The sequence below is a fragment of the Sphaerisporangium rufum genome (assembly GCF_016863395.1).
In the GTDB taxonomy this organism is placed as follows: Bacteria; Actinomycetota; Actinomycetes; order Streptosporangiales; family Streptosporangiaceae; genus Sphaerisporangium; species Sphaerisporangium rufum.
In genome coordinates, this window is sequence record NZ_BOOU01000073.1 from 38,697 (window position 1) to 53,383 (window position 14,687).

Below are 14,687 nucleotides of genomic sequence, written 5' to 3' on the forward strand. Positions count from 1 at the left end.
CACCGGCTGTGGAGAAAAGAAAGTCGGCCGGACACGCCCGGTGCGCCCCCTCCTCGGGCCAGGGCACCGCTCGGTAAGGAGCAGAATTACCACGTGACACTTACCCCCCGGGCGGGCGGCCGGGAGATCCTCCGGCTGGCCGTCCCGGCCTTCGGCGCCCTGGTGGCCGAGCCGCTGTTCATCCTCGTCGACTACGCCATCGTGGGCCGGCTGGGCAGCGCGTCGCTCGGTGCACTCGGCGTGGCGGGCACCGTGCTCACCACCCTGGTCAACATCTGTGTCTTCCTCGCCTACGGCACCACCGCGTCGGTCGCCCGCCAGGTGGGCGCGGGTGATCTGCCGCGCGCCGTCAAACAGGGCGTGGACGGCCTGTGGCTGGCCGTGGGCATCGGGCTGGCCGTGGTCCTCATCGGCTGGCCGCTCGCCCCGGCGATCGTCGACTGGTTCGGCGCCTCTCCCGAGGTGGCCGGTCAGGCCGTGACCTACCTGCGGATCAGCCTGCTCGGCGCACCGGCCATGCTGGCCGTGCTGGCCGGCACCGGGGTGCTGCGCGGGCTGCAGGACACCCTCACGCCGCTCGCCGTCGCGGTGGGGTCGTTCGCGCTCAACGCCGTGCTGAACTACCTGCTGGTGCTGGTCCTCGGCTGGGGCATCGCCGGCTCGGCCTGGGGAACCGTCGTGGCCCAGGCGCTCGGCGCCGCCGCCTACCTGGTGGTCACCGTCCGGGCGGCCCGCCGGCACCGGGTGCCGCTGCGGCCGGACGCGGCCGGAATCCGGGCGGCCGGCACCGCGGGCGTCGCCCTGCTGGTGCGCACCGTATGCCTGCGGATCGTGCTGGTCGTGGCCACCGCCGTCGCCACCCGGATGGGCGTCGCCCAGCTCGCCGCGCACGCCGTCGCGACGCAGATCTGGACCCTGCTCGCCTTCGCGCTCGACGCGATCGCCATCGCCGGTCAGGCGATCACCGGGCGGGCGCTCGGCGCCGGAGACGTGGCCCGGACCCGTGCCGCCACCCGCACCATGGTCGTCTGGGGCCTCGGTTACGGCGTGGTGCTCGGCGGGGTGGTCCTGGCGCTGCGCGGTGCGATCCCCGGGCTGTTCGACGCCGACGCCGCGGTGCGCGCGCAGCTGGAGCCGGTGCTCTGGGTGGTGGCGGTGCTGCAGCCGCTGGCCGGAGTGGTGTTCGTGCTGGACGGCGTGCTGATCGGCGCGGGCGACCGCCGCTACCTGGCCTGGGCCTCCGCGCTCACCACGCTGGTCTACCTGCCGGCGGCGCTCGCGGTCGGACCGTTCGGTGGCGGCCTGCCCGCGCTGTGGGCGGCGCTCGGGCTGTGGATGGCGGCCCGGCTGGTCACTCTCGGCCTGCGCGCCTACGGCCGCTCGTGGCTGGTCACCGGCGGCTGACCGGCCGGCTGAAACCGCTCCGGGCGCTCGGTGTCCCGGGCCGCGAGCCCTGAGCCATGATCATCGGTCCCGGGACGGCGAAGGGCCCCTTCCGGATGCTTGGGTTCACATGGTCGTCGCAACACCTCGATCTTGAGGGGTTGCGACGACCATGTCGTTGTCGGAGGAGATGGGCCGGGAGCGCGATGAGCTGTTGAGGCTGGTCGATGCCGGGGTTTCGGTGCGGTCGGCTGCGGCGGTGCTGGGAATCTCGGGTACTCGGGCATATGAGGTGTTGCGCGCCGCCGGACGAGGGCCGGGCCGGCCCTAGACCGTGATCACCGGCGGGCATCGCGAGCGGGTGCTGGCGGCGTTCGCGGCGTCCGGGAGCGTTAACCAGGCGGCGAAGGCGGCCGGGTTGTGTCATTCGGCGGCCCGTCGGATCCTGGTCGCGGCCGGGGTGCTGACGGCTGCCCGGCAGGCCCGGGGTAAGCAGGAGGCCAAGGAGCGCTACCTTCAGCTCGTCGGGCAGGGCTGGTCGTCGGCCCGCGCCGCTGGGGAGGTGGGGGTCCATCCGCGGACCGCTCGGGACTGGCGCCGGGGGGTCCGCAAGACCGGCAACACGCGGGTCTATCCCGACGGGACGGTCGTGGACTCGGGGGCAGGTGGCCGGTACAAGACCTCCGTGAACGATGAGACGGTGATCAGCAGCCGGTATCTGTCGCTGACCAACCGGTTGGCGATCGCTGACGGCCTGGTCAACAAGCAGACGCCGACCCAGATCGCCGCACAGATCGGCAAGGACAAGTCCACCGTCTCGCGTGAGGTCGCCCGGCATTCGGTCCAGGGCGTCTACCTGCCGTATCAGGCCCATCGAGCCGCCGCCACCGGGCGGGCCCGGCCCAAAATCTCCAAACTGGCCGAGCACACGGCGCTACGCGGGCAGGTCGAACACGGCCTGGAACGGAAGTTGTCTCCCGAGCAGATCTCCCGCAGGCTCGTCAAGGACTTCCCCGATGACGAGAGCATGCGCGTGAGCCACGAGACGATCTACCAGGCCCTCTACCTCCAAGCCCGCGGCGGCCTCAAACGCGAGATCCACACAGCGTTGCGGACGGGCAGAACCCGCCGTAAGCCCCACCGGCAGCCCGACCAGCGCCAGCACCGGTTCGTCGAGGAGATGGTGATGATCGCCGATCGGCCCGCCGAGATCGAAGACCGGGCCGTGCCAGGCCACTGGGAAGGCGACCTCATCATGGGCGCCGGCAACCAGTCCGCGATCGCCACCCTGGTCGAGCGGACCACCCGCTATACCCTGCTGGTCCACCTACCGAACGGCCACAACGCCGAACAGGTCCGCGACGGCCTGATCGCCACCATGTCGACCCTGCCCGCCCACCTACGCGGCTCACTCACCTGGGACCAGGGCTGCGAGATGGCCCGCCACCAGCAGTTCTCCATCGCCACCGACATCGCCGTCTACTTCTGCGACCCGCACAGCCCCTGGCAGCGCGGCACGAACGAGAACACCAACGGCCTGCTGCGCCAGTACTTCCCCAAAGGCACCGATCTGAGCGTCTACGGACCCGAGGACCTCGAACACGTCGCCCAAGAACTCAACGGCCGCCCACGCAAAACGCTCGACTGGGACACCCCAGCCGAGCGCTTGCGTGATCTACTTACTGCCTAACACCAGCGGTGTTGCGACCACCCCTTGAAACCGCCATGGGAAGGGGCCCTTCTCCTGGCTCTCGCGGCCGGGGAGTGCGGCGGTCAGGCGCCGACGACCTCCACGTCCACGTTGGCCGCGACCTCCGGGTGCAGCCGGACCGAGACGCGGTGCGTGCCGACGCTCTTGATCGGGTTACCGATCTCGATGCGGCGGCGGTCCAGCACCGGACCGCCGGCGGCCTTGACCGCGTCGGCGATGTCGGCGGTGGTCACCGAGCCGAACAGGCGGCCGGAGTCGCCGGCCTTCGTCTTCAGCCGGACACGCAGGGCGCCGAGCTGGCCGGCGACCTCCTTGGCCGTGCCGAGGTCGCGGATCTCGCGGGCGGACCGAGCCTTCTTGATGGACTCGATCTGCTTCTCGCCGCCTCGGGTCCACCGCATGGCGAACCCGCGCGGGATGAGGTAGTTACGGCCGTAGCCGTCCTTGACCTCGACGACGTCTCCCGGGGCGCCGAGGCCGGAGACCTCGGTGGTGAGAATGAGTTTCATGTCTCAAGGCCTCCTTCTCAGCGCGCGGTGCTCGTGTACGGCAGCAGCGCCATCTCACGAGCATTCTTGATCGCGGTCGCCACGTCACGCTGGTGCTGGGTGCAGTTGCCCGTCACCCGGCGGGCACGGATCTTGCCGCGGTCGGAGATGAACTTCCGCAGCAGCGCCGTGTCCTTATAGTCGACGTAGGAGATCTTGTCGTGGCAGAACAGGCAAACCTTTTTCTTCGGCTTGCGCAGTGCCGGCTTCGCCATCGTGGTGCTCCTCCTAGGAGAGCCCCGCGTGTCGCGGGAATGGTCGATCGGTTACTGGATGTGGATCAGTGATCAGAAAGGCGGTTCGTCGCTCAGGTCGCCGCCACCACCCTGGGAGCCGCCGAAGCCGCCCCCCTGGTTGTAGCCGCCGCCACCACCGCCGCCGTAGCCGCCACCGCCACCACCGCCACCACCGGACTGGGCCGGAGTGGCCGAGGCCCACGGGTCGTCGCCGCCGCCGCCGAACCCGCCCCCGCCGCCGCCACCCTGGCGCGCGGTCTTGTTGACCTTGCACGTGGCGTTGCGGAGCGAGGGGCCGACCTCGTCGACCTCGACCTCGTAGACGGTGCGCTTCTCGCCTTCCCTGGTCTCGTACGACCGCTGGCGCAGCCGCCCCTGCACGATGACGCGCATGCCGCGCTGCAGGCTCTCGGCGACGTTCTCCGCCGCCTGACGCCACACGTTGCAGGTGAGAAAGAGGCTCTCGCCGTCTTTCCACTCGTTGGTCTGCCGGTCCATGAACCGGGGAGTGGATGCGATGCGGAACCGGGCCACGGCCTGCCCCGAAGGGGTGAAACGCAGCTCGGGGTCGTCGACGAGATTGCCGACGATAGTGATCGTTGTGTCGCCTGCTGCCATCGGTCGCTTTCGCCTTCCTGCGGGTATCTGCGCAGCCTGTCGGCCTTAGAGTACGGCCGGCGCCCGACAAAAGCCGGACTTCGGCGTGCCCAGGGTGCCGCTCAGTGCACGTCGGGCCGCAACACCTTGGTGCGCAGGATGCCCTCGTTCAGGTTGAGCTGGCGGTCGAGCTCCTTGACCGTGGCCGGCTCGGCGGTGAGGTCGATGACGGCGTAGATGCCCTCGGACTTCTTGATGATGTCGTAGGACAGCCGGCGCCGCCCCCAGACGTCGACCTTCTCCACGGTGCCGCCGTCGTTGCGGACGACGCTGAGGAACTGGTCGAGGGACGGGCTCACCGTACGCTCGTCGAGGGACGGGTCGAGGATGACCATCAATTCGTAACGACGCATGCGGTCTTCCAACCTCCTCTGGACTCTTGCGGTCACGACACCATGCCGTGACAGGAGGACGCTGACGTCTTCGCGCCCCGCTCTTCGGCCGGCGGGGGCGATCACGCGGCACGAGACACGCGCATATCTAACGCAGCCAAAGGAGTCTACCAGGGGCTTCCGGCTGCTCGACCGTGATTGCCGATCACCGGCCGGGGAACGCCCATGGAGGGGCAGGTAAGGGAGGTGGCCGGTATGCCACGTGTCCTACGTCCGACCGGCGGCGAACGTTTCCGGCTCACCCTCAACACCGACGGCCGCAGGCATCCGCTGGAGAACGCGCTGTCGCTGGGGGCGCTGGCCCTGGGGCTGGTGGCGTTCGTGTGCGGGTTCATCGCCGCCGCCCACGTGCCCGCCTCGTGGGCCGGGCTCGCGGGATTCGCGGTCGGGATGTACTCGCAGTACGTCTCCGCCACCACCGCCGAGCGCTCGGTCAACATCGTGGGCGTGGTGATGTCCTTCGTCGGCGTGGTGCTGGGCATCTACCACGGTGGATTCCTGCCCTGAGCCGGGCCGGCCGGCGGGATGCCGGCCGGGCGCCCCCCGAGGCGCCCGCCGGCGGCGTGCCGGAGGCGTCGCCTCCGCACGACGGATCAGCCGTCGCCGCCGATGTGCAGATCCACACCGAGCAGGACGAGGAACCACAGGAAGATTGCGAGCAGCGCCTGGGCGATCCTCTTCAGCAGGCTCGGCGTGATGTACTCATGGACCCATGCCACATAGATGCCGATGATGATGTAGATCAACGCCAATAGGTTGATCCCGCGGCGATAGTAGGCCACCGTCGTCTCCTATATGTCGCGGTACGCGGGTTACAGGGCGCACCAGCCCGGCGCTCCACTGCCCGTGCGGCGGTCATTGAAACGGCTACGCTCGTCCTCATGGTGCGTATTGGAGCTCATGTCGACCGCGACGATCCCCTGGCCCACGCCGCGGCGCGCGACGCCGAGGTCGTGCAGTTCTTCCTCGGTGACCCGCAGGGGTGGAAGGGGCCGGTGCTACCGGAGACCGCCGAGGCGATCAAGGCCTCCGACGTCGAGGTCTACGTGCACGCCCCGTACGTGATCAACGTCGCCACGGCGAACAACCGCATCCGCATCCCGAGCCGCAAGCTGCTCGCCGGCCAGCTGGCGGCGGCGGCGTCCATCGGGGCCAAAGGGCTGATCGTGCACGGTGGTCACGTGAGCAAGGACGACGACCCGCAGGTCGGGTTCGACAACTGGCGCAAGGTGTTCGAGCGGCTGGAGACGCCGATCCCTGTTCTCATCGAGAACACCGCGGGGGGCGGCAACGCGATGGCGCGGCGGTTCGACCGGCTGGCCCGGCTGTGGGACGCGCTGGACGGCTTCGACGTCGGTTTCTGCCTGGACACCTGCCACGCGCACGCCGGCGGCGAGGATCTCGCGGACGTGGTCGACCGGGTCAAGGCCATCACCGGGCGGATCGACCTGGTGCACTGCAACGACTCGCGAGACGCCTTCGACTCGGGGGCGGACCGGCACGCCAACCTCGGAAAGGGCCGCATCGACCCGGAGCTGATCCTCGGCGTGTGCCGGGCGGCCGGCGCGCCGATCGTGGTGGAGACCCCGGGTGACGGCCAGGCCGCGGACATCGCCCACCTGCGCGCCAACCTTTGATCCACAGCCTGTGGATAACTCCGCTGGATTACTCCACCGGAAAAACGGGTATGCCTGTCGGTTCGGTCAGCCGGCCCAGGCGCCGTTGAGGAACGCGATCGTGTTCACCACCATCAACGGCCCGGCCACCAGGCCGTACACCACCAGCACCCACGGGCGCCGGGCGGCGGTCCGGCCGAGCAGCACCCACAGCGGAAACCACAGCAGCGCCGAGCGCGGGATCGACAGGTAGAAGGCGGACACCATCAGGGCGCCCAGCTGGAGCCCCACGTAGACCGTCTCGCTCCAGCGCCGGGCCAGCACCAGCCACAGCAGCGCGGCCAGCCCGACGACCACGCCGGCGATCTCCATGCGGAACGGCCAGACGAACTGGCCGTCGTTGACGGCCATCCCCCAGGTGGTCTGGAACGACTCCCACGGCCACACCAGCCGGCGGCCCCATCCGGCCTCCTGCGCGTGCTGCCAGGCCAGCCAGTCGCCGGACCGGTGATAGTGGAAGGCGGAGTAGGCCACCAACGGCAGGAACGGGACCAGCAGCCAGCCCGCCCGCCGGATCGGTTCGCGCCGCGCCGCGTATTCCACGATGAGGGCACAGGCCAGGAACAGCCCGGTGATGCGCACGCAGGACGCGCCCGCCGCCAGCAGTGCCGCCCCCGGCCAGTCGCCGCGCCTGGCCCGCAGCCAGGCCGGGATGGCGAAGGCCAGGAACAGCGCCTCGCTGTAGCCGGCGAACAGGAACACCGCGGTGGGGAACAGCAGCAGGGCCGGTACGGCCCAGCGGCCGGCGCCGGGCATCTCCAGGTCGGCGAGCCGGGCCAGCGCCACCATCGCCACCGCCCCGGCGACGAAGGAGATGAGCAGCCCGGCCAGCGACCAGTCCGGCACGATCAGATGCATCAGGCGCAGCGCGATGGGCATACCCGGAAAGAAGGCCGGCAGCCCCGGGTCGCGGTGGTCCGCCGCCGGGTCGCCGTCGTACCCGAACTTCGCGATCTGCACCAGCAGCTGGGCGTCCCAGTGCTGCCAGCGTTCCAGGAACGGTGGCATGTTCTTGGCGAGGTCGAGGACGCCGACCCCGACCGTCGCCACCAGAAGGATGCCGGCCCGCGAGCCGGCCCACGATAAAAGGGCATCACTGCCCGGCCATCGGCGCGGCCGGTCCGGCGTGTCCGACCCCGGCCGCGAGTCCGGCTCTGGCTCTGGCTCCGAATCCGACTGTGACTCCGATGACCGCGGGGCCGGCTGCGACTCCGGCTGTGACTCCGGCTGTGACTCCGGTTGCGGGCCGGTCTCCGGACCGGGGTCCGGCTGCGGGTTGGGGGTCTCCACGCCCAGCAGAATAGAGGGTCATCCCGGAGTGTGGCCGGTGGAGACGACGCCTCCCCGGTGGGGAACCGGGCTCACGCGGCACTCGGCTCCGGCTCCGGATCCACCCGGCGCGGCCGCCGCAGCACGAAGCGGTCTTCGGCGCCGTCGAAGACCCCGCCCGCCGGATCGTCCACGCCGCCCTGGCGGATCACGTCGTGCGCCGGCCGCAGGATGTCACGGACCACGAACGCCGCCATGATGGCGATCGTCAGCGCCCGGCCCCAGACCGCGGTGAAGTAGGTGGTGTCGCTGATGCCGAGCGCCTCGTTCCCCGGCTGGATGCCCACCAGGTACAGCCAGATGGCGAAGAAATACCAGATCTCCGACAACTGCCACAGCACCAGCGGCTTCCAGTTCGGCCGGGCGAGCACCGCGAACGGCACCAGCCACAGCACGTACTGCGGCGACCACACCTTGTTGGTGACCATGAAGGCGGCCAGGACCAGGAAGCACAGTTGCATGAGCCGCGGCCGGACCGGCGCGGTGAGCGCCAGCACCGCGACGGCCAGGCAGAGCAGGCCGAACGACGCGATGCCCAGCTTGTCCAGCACGGCGGCGTCACCGAGGACCGGCCACTGCCGCATCTGGAAGTAGTACCAGAGCGACCCCCAGTCGGCCCCGCGCTCGCTGCTGAAGACGTAGAACCGCTTCCACCCCTCGAACGCGAGCAGCATGAACGGCACGTTGACCACGACCCAGGTGACCGCGGTGCCGGCCAGGGCCTTCAGGAAGGCCGGCAGCCGCCCGGTGCGCAACGCGAGCAGGAAGATCGGTCCGAACAGCACGATCGGGTAGAACTTGGTCGCCACGGCGAGCCCGAGGAGCACTCCGGTCAGCACGTGCCGCCGGTCCGCCCAGGCGAGGAAGGCGCCCAGGGCCAGCGCGCCGCAGAGCAGGTCCCAGTTGATGAACGCGGTGAGGACGAGTGCCGGCGCGAGCGCGTACCAGGCGGCGTCCCACGGGCGCCCCTGCCGGGCGGCCAGCCGGGCCATCAGCAGCACGCCCACCACCAGGGACACCGCCATGACCAGCACGGTGATGTCGTAGAACCACACGCCCGGCTCGTTGATGTCGCCGAACAGCCCGATCGCCCGCAGGCCGCCGATCAGCCGCTGCACGAACCACATCAGCGCGCCGATACCGACCGGATACTCCACCGGGTGCCCGAAGTACGGGGCCAGCCCTTGGTCCAGCTTCTCATTCCACCACAGCGGATAGATGTCGGTGTAACAGAAGTGCAGGAACTGCTGCGTGCCGTCGTTCCAGGCGCCGCCGAACCGGCACGGCGCCTTCCAGGCATAGGCCAGCACCGCGCCGAGCGCGGCGAGCAGGCCGAGGGGCAGTAACGGCAGGGCGGCACGCGCCGGGCCGGGGACCCGGCGCGTCTCGGTCGGTCGGCTCATGGCGTCATCCGATCATTGCCCAGGCCCCGGTGTCGAGCGCCGGCCCGTAGCAGGTGCGGACGGAGGCGCGGTGACCGGTGCCGACCCCTGGTTGCCGCCGAACCCGTTACCGCCGCCGTTCCCGTTACCGCCGCCGTTCCCGTTGCCGTTCCCGTTGCCGTTTCCATTCCCGCCGCCGTTGCAGGAGTCGTCCCAGGGGACACACTCGTTGCCGCCGCCGCCATCGCCGTTGTCGTTCGGGAACCCGTCGTCGTTCGGGAACCCGTCGTCGTTCGGGAAGTTGTTGTCATTCGGGAAGTTGTCGTCGGGCAGGCCGTTCTCCGGGTCGGGGGTCGGGGTGGGCACCGGCTTGGGCACGAGGTTGGTCTGGTCGCCGACGTTGGCCGGCGGCGGGAACTGCTCGGCCGGCTTGCCCTTCATCGCCTCGGCCATGAAGGCCCGCCACACCTTGGTGGGATAGGTGGCGCCCTGAATGTTTCCGAGCGAGATCTCCTTGGTCCGGCTGTCCGGCGGGCAGACCGCCTTACCGGTGATCGTCTTCTTGCCCTTCACGCACACCTCGCGGAACATGCCCACCGCGGTGGACACCTGCGGGGTGAAGCCGACGAACCACGCTTCCTTGTTCTCGTTGTTGGTTCCGGTCTTGCCGGCCACCGGCCGGTCCGGGAAGGCGGCGCCCCGGCCAGTGCCCTTCTTGACCACGGCCTGCAGCGCCACGTCGGCGTCCGCGGCCGCGGAGGGCGAGATCACCTGGGTGAAACTCTTCTCCTCCTTGTACGCGACCACCCTCTCCGCGTTGAGCACCTTCTCCACCACGTGCGTCTCGTAGTGCTTGCCCTCGTTGGCGAAGATCGAGTAGCCGCCGGCCTGCTCCACGGGGGTGACCCCGGCGGTACCGATGGAGAAGAGGTACTTGTGCGCGTCGATACTGTCCTGCAGGTCCTTCTCGGACAGGCCGGCGCCGGCGGCGATCTCCTTCACCTTCTCCAGCGAGACCTTGTAGGCCATCGAGGCGTAGGCGGTGTTGATCGACTGGGCGGTCGCCGTGGTCACGTCGATGGCGGCCGGCATGCTGTGCTCGTTGGTGACCGGGGTGGTACCGGGCAGCGTCTTCGGCACCGTCTCGTTGCCCGGGACGAAGCTGTTGAGGTTGTAGTTGGATTCCAGCCAGGCGGCCAGCACGTACGGCTTGAACGCCGAGGCGGCCTGCTTGCGAGCTCGGAACGCGTCGTTGAACTGGTCGGGGTTCTTGCCCAGGTAGTTCCGGCCGCTGTAGAAGGCGATGACCCGGCCGTTGCGCGGGTCGACCGCGGCCAGCCCGGTGTGGATCTCCGGGGACAGCGGCGAGGTGTTGTTGATCACCGCGTCCGCGGCGGCCTGCATCAGCCGCTTGTCGAAGGTCGTGTAGATCTTGTAGCCGCCCTCGTTGATGTCCTCCTCGGTGAGGCTGGCCTTGGTCTTCAGCTCGTCGAGCACCGCCTCGATCATGTAGCCACCGAAGCCCTTTTTCCACTCGCTGACCTTCTTGGGCTTGGGCTTGGGGAACTTCACCGTGGCCGGCAGCGAGGCGTAGGTCTGCCCGGACGGCGTCTTCTTGGTCGGCCAGATCTTGGCCATCTGCCCCAGCGCGTAACGGAAGCGCTCCTGGGTACCCGCGTAGTTGCCCTGCGTCTCCTGGGCATCGAAGTTACCCGGCTGCTGGATGCGGCCGGCCAGGTAGGCCGCCTGGGCGGCGTTCAGCTCCCAGGTGTGCTTGCGGAAGAACTGCCGGGCGGCCGCCTCGATGCCGTAGGTGTTGCGGCCGAACGGCACCGTGTTCAGGTAGTAGAGCAGGACCTTGTCCTTCTCCCACTGCTTGTCCAGCTTGACGGCGATGAAGATCTCCTTGAGCTTCCGCGTCATCGTCCGGTCGGTGCTCAGGCTGCTGAAATAGTTGCGGGCCATCTGCTGGGTGATGGTGGAGGCGCCCTGCACCTGCTGGCCGCTCACCGTGCTCCACACCGAGCGGGCCATGCCGGACAGCGAGATGCCGGAGTCCTCGCGGAAGGTGTCGTTCTCCGCGCCGATGACCGCGTCCTGCACCACCTCGGGGACCTGCTTCTTCAGGTCGGTCAGCGTGACGCGTTCGGTGCCCATCCGGGCCAGCACCGTCTTGCCGTCGCCGTAGTAGATCGTGCTCTGCTGGGCGATCGCGTCCGCCTTGGCGCTCTTCTCGTCCGGCAGCGGGGTGGTGGCGTAGGCCACCGCGATCATGCCGAAGACACCGGCCGCGATGACCGTGAAGCCGACCATGAGGATCTTCCAGCTGGGCAGGAAGCGCCGCCAGCCGGTGCGGCGCGGCGGGCCGTCCCCGCCGCCGCGCGCCCGGCGGCGGCCGGGGCCCTCGCCGCCCGGGCCGTCCCCGGGGCCGCCCGACCCGCCGGGACCGCCCGGGCCTCCGGTGCGCGCGCGCCGACGTCCGCCCGGCTCCCGGCTCACCATTGTCTCCGCGGCGGCCACGCCGGATCGGGTGGGGCCGCCACCTGGGGCGCCCCCAGGGCCGGCATCAAGGCCGCCGGCGCGGGTGGCGGCGCCCCCCGGTGCCGCGGCCCGCGACTCGCCGCCCGGCCGGCCGGACACCTGCCCCATCGACGCGGTGTCCTCGAAGGCCGCCTCGGCACGCCGGCCGGACCGGCCGGTACGCGGACCGGCCGCGCCGGCCGGGTGGTCGCCGGAGTCGCGGCCCCGGGGGGCCGCGGGGCGACCCTGTACCTGGGTCGGCTCGCCCGCCGGCGCGGCTCGGCGCACCGGTTGCGGGGCGGATGCGTACGTGGAGGCGGGTCGCCCGCCGGCGGGCGTGTCGCCGGAGGTGGAGCGACGGCGCCGCCCGGCGCGGCCGGATCCCTCGGGACCCTCCGGTTGTCCGGGGCGGCCGGTCGGCTCGGGGCCATAGCTGCTGTAACTCACGCGTCCTCGTCGGGTCATCTGGCGATCTGGGTCTGGCACGTCCCTCCACGGTGCGGCGGCGCGCCTTTCGGAGGGGCAGGTCTCGGCCGGGGCCGGCCTACGTCTCCGCGGTCCGTCCGTCCGCGCCGGCGTCACCGGGTGGCCCGCCGTTGCCGAGGACGAAGGAAACCGTCAGGTGATTCCATGAACAACCTTGGCAGACCTCGACCACGTAGACCCGGAATTCCTGGTATTCGCGGGCCATCGCGGCGAGGTCTGACGTGGCCTTTACCCGGCCGGTACCCCGGCCGAGCTGGTCGCCGTACACATATGTGACATGGGTCACGTTGCGACGTTCGCAGATGGGGCAGACGCGTTGCGTGGGCTCGCCGTGGTACCGAGCGGCACGCAGGAGGTAGGGGTGGGCGTCGCACACATCTTGCCTGGCCATGCGGCCGGAGCGGAGCGACTGGACCGCCGCCCGCTTCGCGAGGCCGTAGTCCACGACCGCTCGCTGTGACCACATGGGCGCCAGACTACGACTTTTTTATCGATTCCGCCCAACCACTTGACGCATTTCTCGATTGCACAGTATGCCAGCTGGACGTATCCTCCTGATGTATCGGCTCGATACATCGACAGGTCACATCAGGGGGAGAGGGGGCGGTTCCAGTGGCGGTCGGCAAAGGCGGAGTGCTGGAACTGGCCGTGCTCGGTTCGCTGCACGAGACGCCCCTACATGGCTATGAGCTGCGCAAACGGCTCAACGCCCTGCTCGGGATGTTCCGTGCGTTCTCCTATGGCTCGCTCTACCCGTGCCTGCGGCAGTTGCTGGGCAACGGCCTCATCACCGAGGAGCCGCCTGTCGACACCACCCGCGGTGCCGCCGCGCCGGCGCCGCGCGAAGGCGCGCTCCCGCTGGCCGGGCGGCGATCGAAGATCGTCTACCGGCTGACGGCCGAGGGCAAGGAGCGCCTGCAGGAGCTGCTCACCCAGGCGGGGCCGTCCTCCTGGGAGGACGAGAGCTTCGGGGTGCACTTCGCGTTCTTCCGCCACACCGAGGCGGAGGTGCGGTTGCGCATCCTTGAGGGCCGCCGCAGCCGGCTGGAGGAGCGGCTGGACGCGGTCCGCACCGCCCTGGCCCGCACCCGCGAGCGGCTGGACAGCTACACCCTCGAACTGCAGCGGCACGGCTTGGAATCGGTCGAGCGCGAAGTGCGCTGGCTGAACGAATTGATCGACACCGAACGGGCGCAGGCCGTCCGGGCAAGAGCGGAGGGGGCGCGGGCGCAGGACGCCGGCCCAGCTCCTGATAACACAAGTGAGTAAAGGAGCGAGTGCCATGGGTTCCGTGCGCGTAGCCATCGTCGGCGTCGGCAACTGTGCGGCCGCACTGGTGCAGGGCGTGCATTTCTATCGAGACGCCGACCCCGCCACCCGGGTTCCGGGCCTCATGCACGTCAGGTTCGGCGACTACCACGTCGGTGACCTGGAGTTCGTGGCGGCGTTCGACGTGGACGCCAAGAAGGTCGGCCGTGACCTGTCCGAGGCGATCGTGGCCTCGGAGAACAACACGATCAAGATCTGTGACGTGCCGCCCACCGGGGTGACCGTGCAGCGCGGCCCGACCTACGACGGTCTCGGCGAGTACTACCTCGAGATGATCGAGGAGTCGGACGAGGCCGCCGTCGACGTGGTGGCCGCGCTGCGCGAGTCCCGGGCCGACGTGCTCGTCTCCTATCTTCCGGTGGGCTCGGAGGAGGCCGACCGCTTCTACGCGCAGTGCGCGCTGGACGCGGGGGTGGCCTTCGTGAACGCGCTCCCGGTGTTCATCGCCTCCGACCCGGTCTGGGCGAAGAAGTTCACCGACGCCGGCGTGCCCATCGTCGGCGACGACATCAAGTCCCAGGTCGGCGCCACCATCACCCACCGGGTGATGGCCAAGCTCTTCGAGGACCGCGGGGTGGAGCTGCTGCGCACGTACCAGCTCAACTTCGGCGGCAACATGGACTTCATGAACATGCTGGAGCGCAAGCGCCTCCAGTCCAAGAAGATCTCCAAGACGCAGTCGGTCACCTCGCAGATCCCGCACGAGATGGCCCGGGCGGACGTGCACATCGGCCCGTCGGACCACGTGCCGTGGCTGGACGACCGCAAGTGGGCCTATGTCCGCCTGGAGGGCCGGTCCTTCGGCGACACGCCGCTCAACCTGGAGTACAAGCTCGAGGTCTGGGACTCCCCCAACTCGGCCGGTGTGATCATCGACGCCGTCCGGGCCGCGAAGATCGCCATGGACCGTGGCATCGGCGGGCCGATCCTGTCGGCGTCCTCGTACTTCATGAAGTCGCCGCCGGAGCAGTACTCCGACGACGACGCGCGCGAATCCGTTGAAAGGTTCATCCGCGGCGAGGTCGAGCGCTGACCCGC

The 14,687-nt window shown here is 69.9% G+C and carries 15 protein-coding genes; 6 read left to right on the top strand and 9 right to left on the bottom strand.

The genetic code is table 11. The annotated features are described in order from the left end of the window. Positions 1–93 precede the first annotated feature (93 nt). Positions 94–1,404 carry an MATE family efflux transporter gene (locus Sru01_RS26855; protein ID WP_203991113.1) on the top strand — a complete coding sequence of 437 codons (1,311 nt, stop codon included), beginning with the start codon at positions 94–96 and terminating at the stop codon, positions 1,402–1,404. A gap of 541 nt (positions 1,405–1,945) precedes the next feature. Continuing rightward, complete coding sequence (locus Sru01_RS26860; RefSeq protein WP_203991256.1) at positions 1,946–3,073, top strand: IS30 family transposase; 1,128 nt, start codon at positions 1,946–1,948, stop codon at positions 3,071–3,073. 83 nt (positions 3,074–3,156) lie between these two features. On the opposite strand, the gene rplI is transcribed toward Sru01_RS26860, so the two are convergent. The 4 genes from rplI to rpsF form a co-directional block, all read right to left on the bottom strand. Continuing rightward, the gene (gene rplI, locus Sru01_RS26865) at positions 3,157–3,603 is read right to left on the bottom strand and encodes a 50S ribosomal protein L9 (protein ID WP_203991114.1); all 447 of its coding nucleotides are present in this window, start codon (positions 3,601–3,603) and stop codon (positions 3,157–3,159) included. A gap of 17 nt (positions 3,604–3,620) precedes the next feature. Next, positions 3,621–3,857, bottom strand: coding sequence for a 30S ribosomal protein S18 (rpsR, locus tag Sru01_RS26870; RefSeq protein ID WP_061256131.1), 237 nt, complete (start codon positions 3,855–3,857; stop codon positions 3,621–3,623). A gap of 72 nt (positions 3,858–3,929) precedes the next feature. Then, entirely contained in the window at positions 3,930–4,496 is a 567-nt protein-coding gene (locus tag Sru01_RS26875) for a single-stranded DNA-binding protein (RefSeq protein ID WP_203991115.1), read from the bottom strand. A gap of 101 nt (positions 4,497–4,597) precedes the next feature. Then, positions 4,598–4,888 carry a 30S ribosomal protein S6 gene (gene rpsF / locus Sru01_RS26880; protein WP_203991117.1) on the bottom strand — a complete coding sequence of 97 codons (291 nt, stop codon included), beginning with the start codon at positions 4,886–4,888 and terminating at the stop codon, positions 4,598–4,600. 234 nt (positions 4,889–5,122) lie between these two features. On the opposite strand from rpsF, the gene Sru01_RS26885 reads away from it, so the two are divergent. Next, a complete protein-coding gene (locus Sru01_RS26885) occupies positions 5,123–5,434 on the top strand; it encodes a hypothetical protein (RefSeq protein ID WP_203991119.1) in 312 nt (103 codons plus the stop codon). Positions 5,435–5,520: 86 nt separating this feature from the next. Here the strand turns inward: Sru01_RS26885 and Sru01_RS26890 are convergent, their stop codons facing one another. After that, positions 5,521–5,709 carry a hypothetical protein gene (locus Sru01_RS26890; protein WP_203991121.1) on the bottom strand — a complete coding sequence of 63 codons (189 nt, stop codon included), beginning with the start codon at positions 5,707–5,709 and terminating at the stop codon, positions 5,521–5,523. A 99-nt stretch (positions 5,710–5,808) separates the two neighbouring features. On the opposite strand from Sru01_RS26890, the gene Sru01_RS26895 reads away from it, so the two are divergent. Continuing rightward, positions 5,809–6,564: a deoxyribonuclease IV gene (locus Sru01_RS26895; RefSeq protein ID WP_203991123.1), complete on the top strand. Its 756-nt coding sequence runs from the start codon at positions 5,809–5,811 to the stop codon at positions 6,562–6,564. 66 nt (positions 6,565–6,630) lie between these two features. Here the strand turns inward: Sru01_RS26895 and Sru01_RS26900 are convergent, their stop codons facing one another. From Sru01_RS26900 to Sru01_RS26915, 4 genes are all read right to left on the bottom strand, one after another. Beyond that, the gene (locus Sru01_RS26900; protein ID WP_239137767.1) at positions 6,631–7,653 is read right to left on the bottom strand and encodes a mannosyltransferase family protein; all 1,023 of its coding nucleotides are present in this window, start codon (positions 7,651–7,653) and stop codon (positions 6,631–6,633) included. A gap of 311 nt (positions 7,654–7,964) precedes the next feature. Continuing rightward, positions 7,965–9,335, bottom strand: a complete 1,371-nt coding sequence (locus Sru01_RS26905; protein WP_203991126.1) for a glycosyltransferase family 87 protein — start codon at positions 9,333–9,335, stop codon at positions 7,965–7,967. Positions 9,336–9,347: 12 nt separating this feature from the next. Next, complete coding sequence (locus tag Sru01_RS26910) at positions 9,348–11,813, bottom strand: transglycosylase domain-containing protein (RefSeq protein ID WP_203991129.1); 2,466 nt, start codon at positions 11,811–11,813, stop codon at positions 9,348–9,350. Positions 11,814–12,378: 565 nt separating this feature from the next. Next, positions 12,379–12,786, bottom strand: coding sequence for a DUF5318 family protein (locus tag Sru01_RS26915; RefSeq protein ID WP_203991132.1), 408 nt, complete (start codon positions 12,784–12,786; stop codon positions 12,379–12,381). 146 nt (positions 12,787–12,932) lie between these two features. Between Sru01_RS26915 and Sru01_RS26920 the strand changes: the two genes are divergently transcribed. Together Sru01_RS26920 and Sru01_RS26925 are read left to right on the top strand one after the other, a co-directional pair. Next, the gene (locus Sru01_RS26920; protein ID WP_203991135.1) at positions 12,933–13,589 is read left to right on the top strand and encodes a PadR family transcriptional regulator; all 657 of its coding nucleotides are present in this window, start codon (positions 12,933–12,935) and stop codon (positions 13,587–13,589) included. Between the two features lie 13 nt (positions 13,590–13,602). Next, positions 13,603–14,682, top strand: a complete 1,080-nt coding sequence (locus Sru01_RS26925) for an inositol-3-phosphate synthase (RefSeq protein WP_203991138.1) — start codon at positions 13,603–13,605, stop codon at positions 14,680–14,682. Positions 14,683–14,687 lie beyond the last annotated feature (5 nt).